The sequence below is a fragment of the uncultured Capnocytophaga sp. genome (genome assembly GCF_937936315.1).
In the GTDB taxonomy this organism is placed as follows: Bacteria; Bacteroidota; Bacteroidia; order Flavobacteriales; family Flavobacteriaceae; genus Capnocytophaga.
In genome coordinates, this window is sequence record NZ_CALGWU010000002.1 from 44850 (window position 1) to 60303 (window position 15454).

24 protein-coding genes are annotated in these 15454 nt (G+C 38.1%); 3 read left to right on the forward strand and 21 right to left on the reverse strand.

The annotated features are described in order from the left end of the window. Nucleotides 1-36: 36 nt before the first annotated feature. From Q0162_RS00375 to sufD, 3 genes are read left to right on the forward strand one after another with little or no spacing between them, the layout of a single operon-like run. Nucleotides 37-897 (forward strand): hypothetical protein, encoded by an 861-nt coding sequence (locus Q0162_RS00375; RefSeq protein ID WP_297887325.1) that lies wholly within the window; start codon nucleotides 37-39, stop codon nucleotides 895-897. Nucleotides 898-906: 9 nt separating this feature from the next. Beyond that, a complete protein-coding gene (locus tag Q0162_RS00380) occupies nucleotides 907-2076 on the forward strand; it encodes an immunity 26/phosphotriesterase HocA family protein (protein ID WP_297887328.1) in 1170 nt (389 codons plus the stop codon). Nucleotides 2077-2080: 4 nt separating this feature from the next. Then, the gene (gene sufD / locus Q0162_RS00385; protein ID WP_297887330.1) at nucleotides 2081-3382 is read left to right on the forward strand and encodes a Fe-S cluster assembly protein SufD; all 1302 of its coding nucleotides are present in this window, start codon (nucleotides 2081-2083) and stop codon (nucleotides 3380-3382) included. Nucleotides 3383-4016: 634 nt separating this feature from the next. On the opposite strand, the gene Q0162_RS00390 is transcribed toward sufD, so the two are convergent. From Q0162_RS00390 to rpsQ, 21 genes are all read right to left on the reverse strand, one after another. Beyond that, the gene (locus tag Q0162_RS00390; protein ID WP_297887332.1) at nucleotides 4017-5270 is read right to left on the reverse strand and encodes a hemolysin family protein; all 1254 of its coding nucleotides are present in this window, start codon (nucleotides 5268-5270) and stop codon (nucleotides 4017-4019) included. A 57-nt stretch (nucleotides 5271-5327) separates the two neighbouring features. Then, nucleotides 5328-5996: a YceI family protein gene (locus Q0162_RS00395; RefSeq protein ID WP_297887334.1), complete on the reverse strand. Its 669-nt coding sequence runs from the start codon at nucleotides 5994-5996 to the stop codon at nucleotides 5328-5330. A 134-nt stretch (nucleotides 5997-6130) separates the two neighbouring features. Continuing rightward, entirely contained in the window at nucleotides 6131-6619 is a 489-nt protein-coding gene (rplQ, locus tag Q0162_RS00400) for a 50S ribosomal protein L17 (protein WP_297887338.1), read from the reverse strand. A 31-nt stretch (nucleotides 6620-6650) separates the two neighbouring features. Next, entirely contained in the window at nucleotides 6651-7643 is a 993-nt protein-coding gene (locus Q0162_RS00405) for a DNA-directed RNA polymerase subunit alpha (RefSeq protein WP_297887341.1), read from the reverse strand. A gap of 26 nt (nucleotides 7644-7669) precedes the next feature. Beyond that, nucleotides 7670-8275, reverse strand: coding sequence for a 30S ribosomal protein S4 (rpsD, locus tag Q0162_RS00410; protein WP_297887344.1), 606 nt, complete (start codon nucleotides 8273-8275; stop codon nucleotides 7670-7672). A gap of 84 nt (nucleotides 8276-8359) precedes the next feature. Continuing rightward, complete coding sequence (rpsK, locus tag Q0162_RS00415; RefSeq protein WP_002679512.1) at nucleotides 8360-8761, reverse strand: 30S ribosomal protein S11; 402 nt, start codon at nucleotides 8759-8761, stop codon at nucleotides 8360-8362. Between the two features lie 13 nt (nucleotides 8762-8774). Continuing rightward, nucleotides 8775-9149 carry a 30S ribosomal protein S13 gene (gene rpsM / locus Q0162_RS00420; protein WP_009750922.1) on the reverse strand — a complete coding sequence of 125 codons (375 nt, stop codon included), beginning with the start codon at nucleotides 9147-9149 and terminating at the stop codon, nucleotides 8775-8777. Between the two features lie 2 nt (nucleotides 9150-9151). Beyond that, entirely contained in the window at nucleotides 9152-9268 is a 117-nt protein-coding gene (gene ykgO / locus Q0162_RS00425; protein WP_002676536.1) for a type B 50S ribosomal protein L36, read from the reverse strand. Nucleotides 9269-9544: 276 nt separating this feature from the next. Continuing rightward, nucleotides 9545-9760, reverse strand: a complete 216-nt coding sequence (gene infA / locus Q0162_RS00430; RefSeq protein ID WP_002675066.1) for a translation initiation factor IF-1 — start codon at nucleotides 9758-9760, stop codon at nucleotides 9545-9547. A 9-nt stretch (nucleotides 9761-9769) separates the two neighbouring features. Further along, the gene (gene secY, locus Q0162_RS00435) at nucleotides 9770-11113 is read right to left on the reverse strand and encodes a preprotein translocase subunit SecY (protein ID WP_297887397.1); all 1344 of its coding nucleotides are present in this window, start codon (nucleotides 11111-11113) and stop codon (nucleotides 9770-9772) included. A 10-nt stretch (nucleotides 11114-11123) separates the two neighbouring features. Further along, nucleotides 11124-11576, reverse strand: coding sequence for a 50S ribosomal protein L15 (gene rplO / locus Q0162_RS00440; RefSeq protein WP_297887399.1), 453 nt, complete (start codon nucleotides 11574-11576; stop codon nucleotides 11124-11126). Nucleotides 11577-11593: 17 nt separating this feature from the next. Next, on the reverse strand, nucleotides 11594-11776 hold the full coding sequence (gene rpmD / locus Q0162_RS00445) for a 50S ribosomal protein L30 (RefSeq protein ID WP_002675060.1): 183 nt from the start codon (nucleotides 11774-11776) through the stop codon (nucleotides 11594-11596). 11 nt (nucleotides 11777-11787) lie between these two features. Further along, nucleotides 11788-12312 (reverse strand): 30S ribosomal protein S5, encoded by a 525-nt coding sequence (gene rpsE, locus Q0162_RS00450; protein WP_002675058.1) that lies wholly within the window; start codon nucleotides 12310-12312, stop codon nucleotides 11788-11790. Between the two features lie 5 nt (nucleotides 12313-12317). Then, on the reverse strand, nucleotides 12318-12674 hold the full coding sequence (rplR, locus tag Q0162_RS00455; RefSeq protein ID WP_002679484.1) for a 50S ribosomal protein L18: 357 nt from the start codon (nucleotides 12672-12674) through the stop codon (nucleotides 12318-12320). A gap of 11 nt (nucleotides 12675-12685) precedes the next feature. Further along, nucleotides 12686-13228, reverse strand: coding sequence for a 50S ribosomal protein L6 (gene rplF / locus Q0162_RS00460; protein WP_002679470.1), 543 nt, complete (start codon nucleotides 13226-13228; stop codon nucleotides 12686-12688). 21 nt (nucleotides 13229-13249) lie between these two features. Further along, nucleotides 13250-13648 carry a 30S ribosomal protein S8 gene (gene rpsH / locus Q0162_RS00465; protein ID WP_002675052.1) on the reverse strand — a complete coding sequence of 133 codons (399 nt, stop codon included), beginning with the start codon at nucleotides 13646-13648 and terminating at the stop codon, nucleotides 13250-13252. A 20-nt stretch (nucleotides 13649-13668) separates the two neighbouring features. Beyond that, nucleotides 13669-13938, reverse strand: coding sequence for a 30S ribosomal protein S14 (gene rpsN, locus Q0162_RS00470; RefSeq protein WP_002675050.1), 270 nt, complete (start codon nucleotides 13936-13938; stop codon nucleotides 13669-13671). A 4-nt stretch (nucleotides 13939-13942) separates the two neighbouring features. Further along, nucleotides 13943-14494 (reverse strand): 50S ribosomal protein L5, encoded by a 552-nt coding sequence (gene rplE, locus Q0162_RS00475; protein ID WP_002679281.1) that lies wholly within the window; start codon nucleotides 14492-14494, stop codon nucleotides 13943-13945. A gap of 1 nt (nucleotide 14495) precedes the next feature. Further along, nucleotides 14496-14810, reverse strand: a complete 315-nt coding sequence (gene rplX, locus Q0162_RS00480) for a 50S ribosomal protein L24 (RefSeq protein WP_015782341.1) — start codon at nucleotides 14808-14810, stop codon at nucleotides 14496-14498. A 15-nt stretch (nucleotides 14811-14825) separates the two neighbouring features. Next, entirely contained in the window at nucleotides 14826-15194 is a 369-nt protein-coding gene (rplN, locus tag Q0162_RS00485; protein WP_002675043.1) for a 50S ribosomal protein L14, read from the reverse strand. 2 nt (nucleotides 15195-15196) lie between these two features. After that, nucleotides 15197-15454 carry a 30S ribosomal protein S17 gene (gene rpsQ, locus Q0162_RS00490; RefSeq protein WP_002675041.1) on the reverse strand — a complete coding sequence of 86 codons (258 nt, stop codon included), beginning with the start codon at nucleotides 15452-15454 and terminating at the stop codon, nucleotides 15197-15199.

Consider the following 15454-nt stretch of genomic DNA (forward strand, 5'->3'; position numbering starts at 1 on the left):
TGGTTAATTATTAATGATTAATGATTAATTACGGTTATGCTCATTGAAAAATACACAGAAACCTTAACAAACCCTTTGTTACCTGAGGCGTTTCAGTTCTTAAAAAGAAAAGACATCTTTGCTATCAACTATGAACATCAGCAAATAGGCGTATGCAATAAGTCGGAAGGATTTTCGCTCTACACTTTTGAAAAAGAACTGCTTTGGGAAATCAATAAACCTATTGTTGGGGCTTTATTAGCGATAGATCGCCAGCAAATTTGGCTTGCCCAGCGCCACGATGCTGAGCATATCACCGTATGGGTGTATGACCTGCAAGGGAAGGCATTGGCTTCTATGTCTATGGACGACGAAATCTACGATGCTAATATAGAGCTGAAAGCATTGCCTAACAACAAGGTGGTTATCACTTTCTATGGCGGACAAGATGGTTGTATGAGCTATCTGCTATCTTTTGAAAACGAAAAACTAAAAGTAGCCAAACAATTGCCTAATGATGTAGATTTCTGCTGTATGCTCAGTGAAAAAGAAGCTGTATTCACCAATTTCTACGAGGCAGAGCTTTATGTAATGAGTTATCCATCGCTAAAAACACTCAAAAAGCACCATTTCTCCGAGGATTGGGGAGCCGTAGCACAACCTTTCAAAGGTGACAAAATACTGGTTACTGATATGTATTGCAATCGACATTACATTTTTGATATCAGTACCCTCACGGTGGAAGACGAAATCATTTTCAAAGGTTTTGAACCTTATCAAGATGAAGTAGAAGAGTTTTTAGTAAGCGATATCGACGAACTCCACTATCACAACGGAGAGCTGATAGCCTCCTATATGGAAGTAGATAGCGATCGTAACGCCATATACCATTGGCTCATTGGCAAATCGAGAAATTGACAAATCGGTATGTTTGAACTCAACAACGAACAACGCAAATACGTAGGCTTAGACCCTATATTACCTCATTGGGATAGGGTTTTATTGGCAGGCGACAAACACCGCCCAGAGAGCATATTGTATTTTGACGGCGATATCATCAAAAGGCAAATCATCTCCACAAAGGAAAATTATATTGAAAAACAGTACGAGGAAGCAACACGCAACCGCAAAACATTGTTACCTAAAACCTCAAAAGGTAAAGAAGTGCCTTTGCAAGCCAATCATTTTGAAAAACGCACCCCTATTGGCGTGTGGGTAGAAATCAAAAATGACCGGTTGGCAATAACGAGCTACACTTCCGAAATCACTTTTTACGATACTTTTTGGGAAAAGCCTTCCGATAGAAAGCAAACCTCTATCCCACAGCAAATAGCTGATTTTATCGCTCAATCACCAGCAAATCATTTAGAGGAAATAGCCGACTTTAAACAACAGAAACGCAAGCACGTAAAATTCAAAAAAGGCGATATTTTCTGTTTTAAACTCAATCGCACCCAATACGGATTTGGCAGAGTGGTTTTAGATATCTATAAGATTCAAAAAGAAAATATGATTCCTAAAAACCATTTTTGGAGATTTCTTTTTGGTCGACCTGTAATGATACAGTTCTTTGTATATGCTTCCGATACTAAAAATGTAGCTATAGAAGTATTGCAACAGCAGAAAACAATGCCCTCTAACGTGATGATGGACAACAATTTGTTCTATGGCGAATACGAAATTATAGTCAACGTTCCTATCCTCGATGAAGAATACGACTTCCCTATCAACTTTGAAGACGATGGATTTATGTTATACGGCGGTCCTAAATATTTTTTGCAATGGGGATTGATACAATTAGGAATGAGTGAAGCCGCCTTTGATGAAAGAGCCGAAAAACTCAAAACCCTCACCGATAATTTGGATTATAACAATAGAGGAAATGGTATTTCACCACAGATGTATAGAAAACATCGTTTAGCGCAAATGCTCAGTGGCGAGGACTTATGCTGGTGTGATAGAGATTTGCGCGCTCCTTTCAACAAAGCTATCAAAGATGAAATCCTTACAATTTTCGGTCTTGACCCTACAGCAAGCTATGCCGCAAATTGCAAGAAGTTATACACAATACCCTTACCAAGTGAATTAAAAGATTAAGAAGATGAATTTAAAAGAAAAATGGGTTACTGCCTTCGAGGCATTCCCTCATAAAGACGATATATTAAATGACATTCGCAAAGAAGCCCTTAGTTTCTTTGCCGAAAAAGGTTTCCCACATAAAAAAGTAGAAGCGTGGAAATACACTTCACTCTCTAACCTCCAAGCTACTGATTACAGTTTGTGGCAACCTATTCACAATAAAACAACCCTCTCTCCCGAAGTGTTGTACAAGTACGCTATCGCAGATTGCTATCAGCTTGTGTTTGTAAACGGCTATTACTGCCCCGAAATGTCAAGTAAAGAAATAGCAGGCGTTACCATTACGCCCCTATTAGAGGCACTACACAAGGGCGGAGAAGCCTTTATCAAAAAATACTTCAACACCAATACCGAAAAAGGCGATATATTCACAGCCCTCAATACGGCTTTTGCCTCAGAAGGTGTATATATAGAAGTGCCTAAAGGGAAAGTAGTAGAAAAACCTATACAATTATTGTATTTCAATGATAGAAGAGAAACCACTTGCTACCAGCCGCGCAATATTATTGCAGTGGGAGAGAATGCACAGCTCAAAGTCATTGAAGTACACCAAAACCTATCGGATACTGCTACGGCTATCCTTACCAATGCAGTAACTGAGGCTTTTGTAGCCAAAGAAGCTTTCCTCGACTATTACAAATTGCAAAACGATAGTCTTACTGCTTCTCTTATTGATAACACCTATATTTCGCAAGAAGCAAATAGCCACGCCAGCGTGCATACCTTCTCATTTGGGGGCACACTCACTCGCAACAACCTCAATTTCTATCACCAAGGCGAGCATTTAGAATCTACCCTCAAAGGGTTGAGTATCCTCAAAGGCTCACAACACACCGACCATTATACGCTGGTGAACCACGCATATCCTAACTGTGAGAGTCATCAGGATTATAAGAGTATCGTAAGCGATGAAGCTACCAATGTGTTCAATGGTAAGATAATGGTAGAACAAATCGCCCAGAAAACGAATGCTTATCAGCAGAATGACAATATCCTCCTCTCCGATAAGGCAACAGTATACACCAAGCCCCAACTCGAAATCTTCGCCGATGATGTGAAGTGTTCCCACGGTTGTACTGTAGGCTCTCTCAGTGCAGACTCCTTATTCTATTTACAAACACGTGGGATAGGCAAAAAAGAAGCGGCTGCCCTACTCACTTATGCTTTTGCTAATACTGTATTAGAAAGCGTAAAAATCCCTGATCTTTCAGCCTATATCAATGCTATTATTGCTGAAAAATTAGGCGTAACCGTAGATTTTTAAGAGAAGAAGTATGAGCTAACAACGTGTAAAATGAGAAAGTTATACAAAATTTCTGTGTAGCGTATATACAAAAAACGTTAAAATCAGTTTTTAGCACAAAATATTCAATCTTTATTTATCACTGATAATTAAACACTTAAGTAAGTAATTCACTCATATTCTATTTTTGGCACGCTATTTTCTATATAGTTAATGTAAGTTTAACAGACGGGATGTTAGTAAAACTTGCAAGTGCATCATAAATCATAATAAATGATTATACTGAAAATTGCTTGAAAAAACTGAATTAAACAAATTACTGAAAATTGCTATAAGAAACATTGTTAGATAAAGATTATTTCATTGAAACAAGATTTTGAGAAACAAATATTGCTAATCAAAATCACTATAAGATATCATCATTAAAGTAAAATTTGAAAAAAATTAAATTACTAGAAAAAATCATTTATTAAGCTATTTATAGGACAAAATTTTATGAAAAAAACAAATACTTTTAAGTTCATAAAATTTTTTATAAGCTTAAAAGTATTAATTTTGGAGTTAGTAGTAGTATTTATATGCATTGTGAAAAAAGGCTCTTCCGAAAGGAAGGGTCTTTTTTTCATTAGTACAATTGGTTCAAATTGATTAACAATTATTCGTTGTTCACTACAAGTCTTACGGTCTCTATTTTAGTTTGAGAACAAGCCTCTATAACAAAAGAAAATGGGGGAATTTGTATGAGTTCACCTTGGGTGGGGATACCCTCGTTGTGAAGTACTATAAAGCCGCCTAAAGTCTCGTATTCTTCACTTTCAGGAATTTCTAAGTGATAGGTTTCATTGAGGTATTCCACCTCCAAACGAGCTGAAAATAGGTATTCAGTTTCTGATAGTTGTTCTTCTATAAAGTTATCTTTGTCGTGTTCGTCTTCAATTTCGCCAAAGAGTTCTTCTACAATATCCTCTAAGGTTACAATCCCCGAGGTACCGCCATACTCATCGAGTACTACCGCCATACTTTTGCGTTTGCGGGTAAGAATATTCAACACTTCGTTTATTTGAATAGTTTCAGGAATATTTACAATAGGAATAAGCACCTCTTTGATATTTTTGGGTTTCTTGAACATATCAAATGAGTGGACATAACCCAAAATATCATCAATATTTTCGTTGTATATCAATATTTTGGAGAATCCTGAAGAGACAAAAGTAGCAATGAGATTTTCTATAGATTCATTGAGTTCTACAGCTACTATTTCGGTACGTGGTATCATTATCTCACGCGCTTTTACTCCCGAAAACTCTAAAGCGTTCTGGAACATCTGCACTTCACTATCCATTTCCTCTTTTTTAGGCACATTTTCGAGCTGTTCGGAGATGTAGTCTACTAATTCTACTTTAGTGAACGAAAGAGGCATGTAATCCCCTTTTGTTTTGAAGAATACTCGCAATACAAAATCGGAAATCCACATCACCAAACTTGAAAGCGGGTAGAACAACAAGTAGAAAAAGTAAGCAGGAATAGCAAACAGTTTCAACAACTGATTGGCGTAAATCTGGAAGAATACTTTAGGCATAAACTCTGCCGTGATGAGGATAATAAGAGTGGAAATGATAGTATGCCAAAGCACATTTTGGAAGAAATCGGGCAGCAGAGCAGTCATTACTTTGCCCATCTCAAACCCGTAGACTACTAAGGCTACATTGTTACCCACGAGCATAGTAGCCAATAGTTTGGAAGGTTTTCGGGTGAGTTTTGTAAGCACATTGGCTATCACACCCTCTTGTTTTTTGAGGATTTCTAAGTGTACTTTGTTAGATGATACGTATGCTATTTCAAAGCCCGAAAAAAAGGCTGAAAGTACCAGCGTAGTAAGGATAATAATTATAGAAATAGGTTCAACCATAAGAATAATAGAAAAAGGCAGTTGCTACCAACTGCCTTTTATTTATGAAAAGAATTTTTACTTGGTAGCTTTAGCTTTTACTACTAACTTTACATCATCATTGATGAATTTATCTTTCAAATCATCAAACACTGATTTAGAACCGTAGTTTACTCCAAAATCTACACGATTGATTTTGAAGGGTTGAGAAACGATGCTCACTTCGTTATCGGTAATAGTAACAGTAGCAGGGAAAGACACTTCTTTAGTTTTACCTTTGATAGTAAGGTCGCCAGTAAGGTTTTTACCATCAAATTTTTTGAATACGAAAGAAGCTGTAGGGAAATCTTTCACATTGAAGAAGTGGTCTACCTTTTCAGGATCAGTACCTTTAAGGTGAGCTTCGAGGTCTTCTTTACCTTTGCCAGTTTGAAGGTCAAGCACTGTAATGGTATTCATATCCAATACAAATTCGGCTTTGGTAATAGCACCATTCTCTACATTTACACCACCTTTAGTAACATTTACAGTACCATTGTGTTTTCCTGCAGGTTTACTACCTACCCATTCTACTACTGAAGTAGGATTAACTGAGTAAGCAAAAGCAGGAGCTTGAACAGCTTCAGGAGCTGTAGCTTGCTCGGTAGTAGGGGTAGTTGTTTCAGCATTTTGCTGAGTGTTTGTGTTATTGCAACTCACAAGTGCAACGCTCGCTATAACAGCTAAGCTCAAAATGATTTTTTTCATTAGTGATTTTCATTTTTAAGTTATTAATTGGGCAAAAGTAAGAAATATATCTTAGTTTGCCAAATTTATTTACAAAATGAAAGAGGCTTGCTTTGTGCAAACCTCTTTGTATTTATAAATCTAAGTAACCGTGATTATTCAGCTGCTTCAGCTTTAGCTTCAGATTTTACTTCAGCTTTAACCTCTGCTTTTACTTCTTCAGTTGCTTTTTTTCTACCACGACGAGTAGTTTTCTTTTTAGCTGTTTTAGCTACGTTGTAAGTAGTGTTGTAGTCTACAAACTCAATCATAGCCATTTCGGCGTTATCGCCTAAACGATTTCCCAATTTGATGATACGAGTATATCCACCTGGGCGGTCGCCTACTTTCACTGCTACTCCTTTGAAGAGTTCGGTTACAGCGTATTTGTTGCGCAATTTACTAAAAGTGATACGACGATTGTGAGTAGTATCTTCTTTAGATTTAGTTACCAATGGCTCTACAAAAAGTTTGAGAGCTTTTGCTTTTGCCAAGGTAGTATTGATGCGTTTATGCTCGATAAGAGAGCAAGCCATATTGGCGAGCATTGAATTTCTATGAGCAGATTTTCTTCCTAAATTATTAATTTTATTTCCGTGTCTCATTTTTCCTTAGTTAAAATATCGCAAGAGCGAGTTAATCTTTATCCAATTTATACTTTGAGGTATCCATACCGAACACCAAACCTTTGTTAACTACTAATTCGTCGAGCTCGATGAGAGATTTTTTACCGAAGTTTCTAAATTTCATCAAATCGGCTTTGTTGAATGATACTAAGTCGCCTAATGTTTCTACTTCAGCGGCTTTCAAGCAGTTGAGAGCGCGCACTGAAAGGTCCATATCTACCAATTTAGTTTTGAGTAACTGACGCATGTGCAATGATTCTTCATCGTAAGCATCGGTTTGAGCTACTTCATCGGCTTCGAGAGTAATTCTCTCATCGGAGAATAGCATAAAGTGGTGGATAAGTGTTTTAGCGGCTTCAGTAAGTGCTTGTTTAGGGTGTATGGAACCGTCGGTTTTAATTTCGAAGACTAATTTTTCATAGTCAGTTTTTTGTTCAACACGATAATTTTCAACGGCGTATTTCACGTTTTTGATAGGAGTAAAGATTGAATCGGTAGCAATCACTCCAATAGCGGCGTTTGGTTTTGCGTTTTCTTCGGCAGATACGTAACCGCGTCCTTTTTCAATGGTAATTTCCATTGTGAAGGCTGCTGAAGTTTCCATATTGCAAATTACCAAATCAGGGTTTAGCACTTGAAAACCTGAAAGAGTTTTTTGAAAATCACCGGCAGTCAATTGTTTTTTACCAGAAACAGTAATGGTAGCTGTTTCATCTTCTACGTCTTCCACTTGGCGTTTGAAGCGAACTTGTTTCAAGTTGAGAATGATTTCGGTTACGTCTTCTCTCACGCCTGGTATAGTAGAAAATTCGTGGTCTACTTTATCAAATTTCACAGAGGTAATAGCGAACCCTTCGAGGGAAGAGAGCATAACTCTGCGCAATGCGTTACCTATAGTTAAACCATATCCTGGTTCCAAAGGGCGAAATTCAAATCGCCCTTCGAAATCAGATGATTCAATCATTATAACTTTATCTGGTTTTTGAAAGTTAAATAATGCCATATTTTGACTGCTGTCTTTTTTATTTATTATTTAGAGTACAACTCTACGATTAACTGTTCTTTAATATTTTCAGGAATCTGAATACGTTGAGGTACAGCTACGAAAGTACCTTCTAATTTTTCAGGGTTCCAAGTGATCCATTCGTATACGGTGCTGTGAGCAGCCAATGAATTTTCGATCACGCTTAAAGATTTTGATTTTTCGCGAACGCCTACTACATCACCTGGTTTAAGGGAGTAAGATGGAATATTTACGATATTTCCATTTATAGTGATGTGACGGTGAGATACCAATTGACGGGCTGCGCTACGAGTAGGAGCGATACCCATACGGTATACTACGTTGTCCAAACGAGATTCGCAAAGTTGAAGAAGCACCTCACCGGTAATACTTTTACTTCTTTTTGCTTTTTCATATAGATTATGGAATTGTTTTTCTAAAATACCATAAGTATATTTAGCTTTTTGTTTTTCATGTAGCTGGATGGCATATTCAGAGCGTTTTGCTCTACGGCGTGCCAAACCGTGTTGTCCGGGAGGATAGTTTTTTCTTTCAAAAGATTTATCATCTCCGAAGATAGCTTCACCAAATTTACGAGCTATTTTAGTTTTTGGTCCTGTATATCTTGCCATTTTAAATTGTTTAAATGAAAGGTAGTTATGAATTAAGGCATTCCTTCGATAACAACTCACCTTTCTTACTTGTTAGTATTGAAATTAGACTCTACGTTTTTTAGGAGGGCGGCATCCGTTGTGAGGTAGTGGAGTAACGTCGATGATTTCGGTTACTTCTATACCTGCGTTATGGATGGTGCGGATAGCAGATTCTCTACCGTTACCTGGTCCTTTTACGTATACTTTTACTTTTTTAAGACCTGCGTCGAAAGCTACTTTTGCTGCATCTTCTGCTGCTACTTGGGCTGCATAAGGAGTATTTTTCTTAGAACCTCTAAAGCCCATTTTACCTGCTGACGACCAAGCAATTACATCTCCTTTTTTGTTGGTAAGAGAAATGATAACGTTGTTGAAAGTAGCTGAAACGTGAGCTTCGCCTACGGACTCAACGACTACTTTTCTCTTTTTAGAGACTTTTGCATTTTTTGCATTTTGTTTTGCCATACTCTACTACTTATTATTTAGTTGCTTTTTTCTTGTTCGCAACAGTTTTTCTTTTACCTTTTCTTGTACGAGAATTGTTTTTAGTTTTTTGTCCGCGCAAAGGTAATCCGTTACGGTGGCGGATACCGCGGTAGCAACCGATGTCCATCAAACGTTTGATGTTTAATTGGATTTCGGAGCGCAATTCTCCTTCAATTTTATAAGACGCAACAATTTCGCGAATGCGGCTGATTTCGTCATCATTCCATTCGTTTACTTTTGTGTCTTCGTTTACTTGAGCTCTACTTAAGATTTCTTTAGCTCTACTTTTTCCAATACCAAAAATGTAGGTTAAACCAATAACCCCTCTTTTGTTTTTTGGTAAGTCAATACCTGCAATTCGTGCCATAATTATCCTTGTCGTTGTTTAAATTTAGGATTTTTCTTGTTAATTACGTACAATCGTCCTTTCCTGCGCACAATGATGCACTCGGAACTTCTTTTTTTAATTGATGCTCTAACTTTCATTTCGTTTTGTTTATATCAATAGAGTGCGCAAAACTACAATTTTTTTTTGTAATAGCCACATTTTTAGCGCACAAAAATTTAATTTTGTGTTTAGCTCACTCGTTTTTAAGCGTAAAATTCACATTCAACAGCTTGAATATAAATATTTTACACTAAAAATATCACAAATAAAAAATTCTTATTTTATGATTGTAATTTCTCACAGATACAACTAAAAATTGCTATATCTGTGAGAAATTATCAACCAAGATATTGGAAGAATTCTCTTAATTAAAACTAGTAACGGTAGGTGATTCGAGCTTTACTTAGGTCGTAAGGACTCATTTCGAGTTTTACTTTATCACCTGGGAGTAGCTTGATGTAGTGCATACGCATTTTTCCTGAGATGTGTGCGATTACTACGTGACCATTATCTAACTCCACTCTGAACATTGCATTAGATAGTGCTTCTACAATGGTTCCGTCTTGTTCTATTGCTGCTTGTTTAGCCATATATTTTAATTAAGATACTTTTCTGTTTTTACCTGTTTTCATCAAACCATCATAATGGCGATTGAGCAGATATGAATTTACTTGTTGCATAGTATCAATAGCAACCCCTACTAAGATGAGTAGTGATGTACCACCGTAGAACAATGCCCATTGGTCTTGCATTCCGATGATTTTGAGCAGAGAAGGGAATATTGCTACCAAGGCTATAAATATAGATCCTGGGAGAGTGATGAGCGACATAATTTTATCTAAATAGTCGCCTGTTTCTTTACCTGGGCGTATGCCTGGGATGAAACCTCCGCTGCGTTTTAGGTCATCGGCCATTTTGTTTGTAGGCACTGTGATTGCAGTATAGAAATACGTGAATAGTATAATCATAGCTGCAAATAGTAGGTTGTACCAAAATCCGAAGACGTTTGAGAAGGCTGCTTGAACGCTTTTTGCAAATTCTGATTGTGATAATCCGGCTACAGTGGCTGGGATAAACATCAAGGCTTGTGCGAAGATGATAGGCATTACCCCTGCAGCGTTGAGTTTTAAAGGAATGTATTGGCGGGCTCCGAAGATGTTTCTCTCGTTAGCGGTTCCGCCTTCGGCTGTTCTGCGTGCATATTGTACTGGGATTTGACGTACTGCTTTGATTAGATAGATACAAAGCAGGATGATTACGAACCAGAGGATAATCTCGATAAGAATCAATAGGGGACCTCCGTTACCAGTAAGGCGAGAGGCAGTTTCAGACAAGAATGCGCGAGGCAAGCGGGCGATGATACCTACCATAATAAGGAGGGAGATACCATTACCTATTCCTTTATCGGTGATTTTCTCACCTAACCACATTGCGAAAATAGTTCCTGTTACTAAGATAAGCACTGCTGGAACAATAAAATTGAGTCCCTTACCTAAAAGGAAGGCAGAATCAGGGACTCCTAATCTATTGATACCGTATAAGTATACGGGTGCTTGAACAATACATATTGCAATAGTAAGCCATCGAGTGATTTGGTTTATCTTTCTTCGCCCACTTTCACCTTCTTTTTGTAGTTTTTGGAGATAAGGGATAGCGATTCCCATCAACTGAACTACGATAGAAGCCGAGATGTAGGGCATAATCCCTAGTGCGAATACTGAGGCGTTAGAGAAAGCGCCCCCTGTAAAGGCATTGAGGATGTCGAGCAATCCGCCGCCTGATGTTTTCGTTGCTAACTCGTGGAGTTGAGCGGAGTCGATACCAGGGAGGACGATGTGAGCTCCAAAGCGATAAACTAACAAAATTCCGAGAGTTAAAATGATTCTATTTTTTAACTCTTCAATTTTCCAAATGTTGGTCAGGTTCTCGATAAACTTCTTCATAAATTGAATATTACAAGGTTACAGCTTCACCACCAGCAGCTTCGATAGCAGCTTTAGCACTTGCTGTAAACTTATGAACAGATATTTTTAGCTTAGATTTTAGTTCTCCACCACCTAGTATTTTCACCAAGTCGGTTTTTTTAACGAGGTGTAGTTGAACTAAGGTTTCAAGGTCTACTTTATCGGTAATTTTACCATTATCAACGAGTTCTTGTAGTCTACCCAAGTTGATACCTACGTATTCTTTACGGTTAAAGTTTTTGAAACCGAATTTTGGTACGCGTCTTTGGAGGGGCATTTGTCCACCTTCGAAGCCAATCTTATTAGAAAAGCCTGAACGAGATTTAGCTCCTTTGTGACCACGGGTAGCGGTTCCACCTTTACCGGAACCTTGACCGCGGCCTACGCGCTTCCCTTCTCTGTGAATTGAACCCTGTGCGGGTTGTAAATTACTCAAGTTCATAACTTTGTATAAAAATATTATTTAACTTCTTCTACAGAAATTAAGTGTTTTACCTTATTTATCATACCAAGGATACTTGGTGTAGCTTCGTGTTCCACGGTTCTACCGATTTTGGTAAGTCCTAAAGCCTCGAGGGTAAGTTTTTGGTCTTTTGGACGTTTGATGCTACTTTTAATTTGTGTTACTCTAAGTTTTGCCATTGCTATAAAAATTAACCTTTAAACAATTTTTCTAAAGAGATGCCACGTTGAGCAGCAACAGTTTTAGCGCTACGCAACTGCAATAAAGCATCGAAAGTAGCTTTTACCACGTTGTGAGGGTTAGAAGAACCTTGAGATTTAGAAAGTACGTTGTGGATACCTACGGATTCCAATACGGCACGTACAGTACCCCCTGCGATTACTCCAGTACCTTCGGTAGCTGGTTGTAAGAAAACACGAGCACCGCCGTATTTTCCTTTTTGTTCGTGGGGCAAGGTAGTACCGTTAAGAGGGATGCGTACTAAGTTTTTCTTAGCGTCTTCTACTGCTTTAGCAATAGCTTCAGAAACCTCTTTAGATTTTCCTAAACCGTGACCAACCACGCCGTTTTCGTCGCCTACTACAACGATAGCAGAGAAACCGAAAGCGCGACCACCTTTAGTTACTTTAGTAACACGTTGTACTCCTACCAAACGGTCTTTCAATTCCAAACCACTTGGTTTTACATATTCTACATTTTTATATTTCTGATACATAGTTATTAGAATTTAAGTCCGCCTTCTCTAGCACCGTCGGCTAATGATTTTACACGTCCGTGGTAAAGGTATCCTCCGCGATCGAAGGATACTTTTTCGATACCTTGTTTCAAAGCTTTTTCAGCAATAGCTTTACCGACCAATGCTGCTTTTTCAGTTTTAGTACCTTTGGCGGCACTAATTTCTTTATCACGTGAAGATGCAGCCAACAGAGTAGTTCCTTTAGTGTCGTCTATGATTTGTACATAGATTTCGTTATTACTTCTGAAAACAGCCAAACGAGGTTGTTCAGCAGTACCTTTTACTACTTTTCTGATTCTGCTTTTAATACGTTGTCTTCTTTCTATTCTTGATAATGCCATTGTTCTAACTATTAAGCTGATTTACCTGCTTTTCTTCTCAACACTTCGCCTACAAATTTAACGCCTTTACCTTTGTAAGGTTCAGGTTTGCGGAAGCTACGGATTTTAGCCGCTACTTGACCGAGTAGTTGTTTGTCGTGAGAAGTTAATTTAATGATAGGGTTTTTACCTTTCTCGTTGATTGTCTCAAGTTTAATTTCGCTTGGCAATTCGAGAATGATATTGTGAGAGAAACCGAGGGCTAAGTCTAGCTTTTGTCCTTGGTTAGCTGCACGGTATCCAACCCCTACTAACTCTAATTCTTTAGTGAAACCTTCAGAGACACCTACGACCATATTGTGTACTAATGCACGGTATAATCCGTGTTTAGCGTTTTGGTCTTTGGTAGTATCTGTAGTTTCAAACACTAAATGTCCATCTTCTTGCTTTACAGCAATGTCTTTAACCTCTTGGGTTAATTCGCCTAATTTCCCCTTTACGGTTACTACGTTATCTTTGATGGTAACGGTAACTCCTGCGGGAATATTGATGGGTGCTTTACCTATTCTTGACATTGTTTATTGTCTTTTTATTGATTAGTAAACGTAACAAATTACCTCTCCACCGATATTGAGTTCTCTAGCTTTTTTACCTGTCATCACGCCTTGTGATGTAGAGATAATAGCGATACCCAATCCGTTTAATACTCGAGGTAGGTTATCAGCTCCAGCGTACTTTCTCAGACCTGGTCGGCTGGCTCTTTCAATATGCCTAATAACGGGCTCTTTGGTCACTTTGTCGTATTTCAAAGCTATTTTGATGGTACCTTGTACGGTAGAGTCATCAAATTTATAGCTAAGGATGAAACCTTGGTCGAAAAGGATTTTAGTAATTTCCTTTTTGAGTTTAGATGCAGGGATTTCTACGACTCTATGACCTGCGCTATTCGCATTTCTAATTCTTGTTAAATAATCTGCGATAGGATCTGTATACATAATTTTGTCCTTTTAAATTATTACCAACTTGCTTTTTTTACACCAGGAATTAATCCTTTGTTTGCCATTTCGCGGAATAACACACGTGAAATTCCAAAAGTGCGCATATACCCTTTAGGGCGACCAGTAAGTTTGCAACGGTTGTGCAGACGCACTGGAGAAGCATTTTTAGGGATTAGCTGAAGTGCTTCATAATCACCAGCTTCTTTTAGAGCTTTGCGTTTAGCAGCGTATTTAGCTACTAACTTTTGACGTTTCACCTCGCGGGCTTTCATTGATTCTTTAGCCATATACTTAGTTCTTTTTAAAAGGTAATCCTAATTCGCTTAATAATGATTTAGCTTCTTTATCAGTGTGAGCTGAAGTAACGAAGGTAATATCCATACCTGCGATCTTGTTGATTTTATCAATGTCGATTTCAGGGAATATGATTTGTTCGGTAACGCCTAAATTGTAGTTACCTCTACCATCGAAGCCATTTGCTTTCACGCCTTGGAAGTCTCTTACACGTGGAAGAGCTGTAGTGATAAGGCGGTCTAAGAACTCATACATTCTTTCTCCACGAAGGGTAACTTTGGCACCGATAGCCATACCTTTACGGAGTTTGAAAGAAGCTACGTCCTTTTTAGAATAAGTGGCAACAGCTTTCTGACCAGTAATTTTGGTAAGTTCGTCTACAGCATAGTCGATTTGTTTTTTATCGGCTACTGCAGAACCAACACCGCGGCTCACAACTATTTTTTCAAGTTTAGGAACCTGCATTACATTTTTATAGCCAAATTCTTCTTTTAGAGCCGCAACGATGCGCTCTTTGTATTCTTGTTTTAATCTAGGTACGTAAGCCATATTATATTACTACATTAGATTTTTTAGAAATTCGCACTTTTTTACCGTCACGTTCTTCGATACCTACACGAGTAGTTTTTTTCGTTTTAGGGTCGATGAGTGCGAGGTTAGAAATGTGAATAGATGCTTCTTTTTCTACGATTCCACCTTGAGGGTTTTGAGCGTTAGGTTTGGTGTGTTTTTTCACCAAGTTTAGCCCCTCAACAATCGCTCTGTTCTTCTCGCGATCTACACGTAATACTTTGCCTTCTTTACCTTTTTCTTCTCCAGCAATTATTTTTACGGTATCTCCAGTTTTAATTTTTAGTTTCATCATTTACTTTATTAAAAATTAAAGCACTTCTGGTGCTAATGAAACGATCTTCATAAATTGTTTATCACGAAGTTCTCTCGCTACAGGTCCGAATACACGGGTACCTCTCATTTCACCAGCTGCGTTCAAGAGAACGCAAGCGTTTTCATCAAATCGGATATAAGAACCATCGGCACGGCGTACTTCTTTTTTAGTTCTTACTACCACCGCTGTAGAAACTTGTCCTTTTTTCACGTTTCCGTTAGGAGTAGCTTCTTTAACGGTAACTACAATCTTATCGCCTACAGAGGCATATCTGCGCTTGGTACCACCGAGTACACGGATAGTAAGCACTTCTTTAGCGCCAGTATTATCGGCTACTTTTAGTCTTGATTCTTGTTGTACCATAATTACTTAGCTCTTTCAATGATTTCTACTAATCTCCAGCATTTGGTTTTGCTCAATGGACGTGTTTCCATTATACGCACAGTATCACCAATGTTGCAATCGTTTTTTTCGTCGTGCGCAACATATTTTTTAGTGCGCAACACGAACTTACCGTACATAGGGTGTTTTACACGTTTCACTTCTGAAACTACGATAGATTTATCCATTTTGTTGCTTGTAACAACCCCTATTCTTTCTTTTCTTAAATTTCTTTTTTCCAT

What these genes read in the sequence shown, in the direction of transcription:
- Q0162_RS00375 (WP_297887325.1), top strand. Translation starts at nt 37, where the DNA reads ATGCTCATTGAAAAATACACAGAAACCTTAACAAACCCTTTGTTACCT.
- Q0162_RS00380 (WP_297887328.1), top strand. Translation starts at nt 907, where the DNA reads ATGTTTGAACTCAACAACGAACAACGCAAATACGTAGGCTTAGACCCT.
- sufD (WP_297887330.1), top strand. Translation starts at nt 2,081, where the DNA reads ATGAATTTAAAAGAAAAATGGGTTACTGCCTTCGAGGCATTCCCTCAT.
- Q0162_RS00390 (WP_297887332.1), bottom strand. Translation starts at nt 5,270, where the DNA reads ATGGTTGAACCTATTTCTATAATTATTATCCTTACTACGCTGGTACTT.
- Q0162_RS00395 (WP_297887334.1), bottom strand. Translation starts at nt 5,996, where the DNA reads ATGAAAAAAATCATTTTGAGCTTAGCTGTTATAGCGAGCGTTGCACTT.
- rplQ (WP_297887338.1), bottom strand. Translation starts at nt 6,619, where the DNA reads ATGAGACACGGAAATAAAATTAATAATTTAGGAAGAAAATCTGCTCAT.
- Q0162_RS00405 (WP_297887341.1), bottom strand. Translation starts at nt 7,643, where the DNA reads ATGGCATTATTTAACTTTCAAAAACCAGATAAAGTTATAATGATTGAA.
- rpsD (WP_297887344.1), bottom strand. Translation starts at nt 8,275, where the DNA reads ATGGCAAGATATACAGGACCAAAAACTAAAATAGCTCGTAAATTTGGT.
- rpsK (WP_002679512.1), bottom strand. Translation starts at nt 8,761, where the DNA reads ATGGCAAAACAAAATGCAAAAAATGCAAAAGTCTCTAAAAAGAGAAAA.
- rpsM (WP_009750922.1), bottom strand. Translation starts at nt 9,149, where the DNA reads ATGGCACGAATTGCAGGTATTGACTTACCAAAAAACAAAAGAGGGGTT.
- ykgO (WP_002676536.1), bottom strand. Translation starts at nt 9,268, where the DNA reads ATGAAAGTTAGAGCATCAATTAAAAAAAGAAGTTCCGAGTGCATCATT.
- infA (WP_002675066.1), bottom strand. Translation starts at nt 9,760, where the DNA reads ATGGCTAAACAAGCAGCAATAGAACAAGACGGAACCATTGTAGAAGCA.
- secY (WP_297887397.1), bottom strand. Translation starts at nt 11,113, where the DNA reads ATGAAGAAGTTTATCGAGAACCTGACCAACATTTGGAAAATTGAAGAG.
- rplO (WP_297887399.1), bottom strand. Translation starts at nt 11,576, where the DNA reads ATGAACTTGAGTAATTTACAACCCGCACAGGGTTCAATTCACAGAGAA.
- rpmD (WP_002675060.1), bottom strand. Translation starts at nt 11,776, where the DNA reads ATGGCAAAACTTAGAGTAACACAAATTAAAAGTAGCATCAAACGTCCA.
- rpsE (WP_002675058.1), bottom strand. Translation starts at nt 12,312, where the DNA reads ATGTATCAGAAATATAAAAATGTAGAATATGTAAAACCAAGTGGTTTG.
- rplR (WP_002679484.1), bottom strand. Translation starts at nt 12,674, where the DNA reads ATGGCATTATCAAGAATAGAAAGAAGACAACGTATTAAAAGCAGAATC.
- rplF (WP_002679470.1), bottom strand. Translation starts at nt 13,228, where the DNA reads ATGTCAAGAATAGGTAAAGCACCCATCAATATTCCCGCAGGAGTTACC.
- rpsH (WP_002675052.1), bottom strand. Translation starts at nt 13,648, where the DNA reads ATGTATACAGATCCTATCGCAGATTATTTAACAAGAATTAGAAATGCG.
- rpsN (WP_002675050.1), bottom strand. Translation starts at nt 13,938, where the DNA reads ATGGCTAAAGAATCAATGAAAGCCCGCGAGGTGAAACGTCAAAAGTTA.
- rplE (WP_002679281.1), bottom strand. Translation starts at nt 14,494, where the DNA reads ATGGCTTACGTACCTAGATTAAAACAAGAATACAAAGAGCGCATCGTT.
- rplX (WP_015782341.1), bottom strand. Translation starts at nt 14,810, where the DNA reads ATGATGAAACTAAAAATTAAAACTGGAGATACCGTAAAAATAATTGCT.
- rplN (WP_002675043.1), bottom strand. Translation starts at nt 15,194, where the DNA reads ATGGTACAACAAGAATCAAGACTAAAAGTAGCCGATAATACTGGCGCT.
- rpsQ (WP_002675041.1), bottom strand. Translation starts at nt 15,454, where the DNA reads ATGGAAAAAAGAAATTTAAGAAAAGAAAGAATAGGGGTTGTTACAAGC.